Genomic DNA, 1,137 nt, shown 5'->3' on the forward strand with positions numbered 1-1,137 from the left:
CGGGTCGTCTCAGAAAACGGAAAAAATCGTACGCTAAGCCGTTCCTCAGCCCCACGATGCAAACAGCCCGCGCGAAGGCGGGCTGTCGATGATGCCGGTGAAAGCTGGGCGCTACCCGCAACACCCGCGCTGCGCCTGAATCGGCGGGCATTTCACCGAGCCGAAGGAACAGAACACGCAGCAGTCGCCGGGGTTGGGGCGCAGCAACGCCTTGCAGTTGCAGCACTCGTAGAAGAACTGGCAGGCGTCGGTCGGCATGGTTTCCTGCTGGGCATATCCACAGCGTGGGCACGTCAACACGGACTCCAGGACAATGGGACTCACGGCGCACCTTGCCCGGTGGCGCGGACGCTCAGACTTACCTTGCCCTTGCTGGCAAGGTGCGCAACAACATGAATTGCGCTTGCCTCGCTGATCTTGAGCTTGGTCGCCAGGGCCGTTGCATCTGCCGCGCCCTGGTCGTCCAGTGCCGCGAGCGCCTCACGTTCCAGGCTTTCCATCCACTCGCCGAACAGGGTGTGAAGTTCGGGCGTAGCAAGCGCGGCCATCGACGTTGTCTTGTGGATGGCCGCCAGGATTTCCGAGCACATTCCCATCATCTGCTGCATGGGGTTGCCGGCCTCGCCGCCGGGCTGACTTCCCATCTGCCCCATCATCTTCTGCATCATGTCCATGGGGCCTTCGCCGCCCGAGCCCATCTGAGCCATCATCTTTTTCATCTTAGGGTCGTCTCAGAAAACGGGAAAAAATCGTACGTTAAGACTCGTTGACCAGCCGCCGCAACGCAGCGCCGATCAACGTTCCTTCGCTTTTTGCGTCGTCACTGCTGGATGTTTTCTCCCCGCCGGATGGCATACGCACGCCTCGCCATGGGCGGCGGCCTCCAGTTCGTGCAGGATGCCGCAGTCCGCAGCCACGTGCCCGGCCCCGCAGCTCGCCCGCAACGCCACCAACTGATTCTCCAGGGCGTTCAGGGACTTCAACCGCGCCCGCACCCGTCCGAGATGCTCGTCGATCAGCCGGTTGATCTCACCGCAATCGGCCTCCGGGTGGGCGACGAAATCGAGCAGGTGCCTGATCTCCGCAAGCGACATGTCAAGCGCCCGACAGTGGCGGACGAAGCTCAGGCGTTCCAGG

At 62.6% G+C, this 1,137-nt stretch carries 3 protein-coding genes; all 3 read right to left on the reverse strand.

The annotated features are described in order from the left end of the window. Nucleotides 1-111: 111 nt before the first annotated feature. On the reverse strand, nt 112-324 hold the full coding sequence (locus tag CAPSK01_RS15470) for a GDCCVxC domain-containing (seleno)protein (protein ID WP_034928676.1): 213 nt from the start codon (nt 322-324) through the stop codon (nt 112-114). Beyond that, the gene (locus tag CAPSK01_RS15475) at nt 321-719 is read right to left on the reverse strand and encodes a hypothetical protein (RefSeq protein ID WP_034928677.1); all 399 of its coding nucleotides are present in this window, start codon (nt 717-719) and stop codon (nt 321-323) included. Before CAPSK01_RS15475 ends, CAPSK01_RS15470 begins: the two co-directional genes overlap by 4 nt. 75 nt (nt 720-794) lie before the next feature. After that, nucleotides 795-1,137, reverse strand: a 343-nt coding sequence (locus CAPSK01_RS15480) for a MerR family DNA-binding protein (protein ID WP_034928679.1), incomplete at its 5' end; no start/stop codon positions are given.

This window comes from Candidatus Accumulibacter vicinus (assembly GCF_000584955.1).
GTDB lineage: Bacteria > Pseudomonadota > Gammaproteobacteria > Burkholderiales > Rhodocyclaceae > Accumulibacter > Accumulibacter vicinus.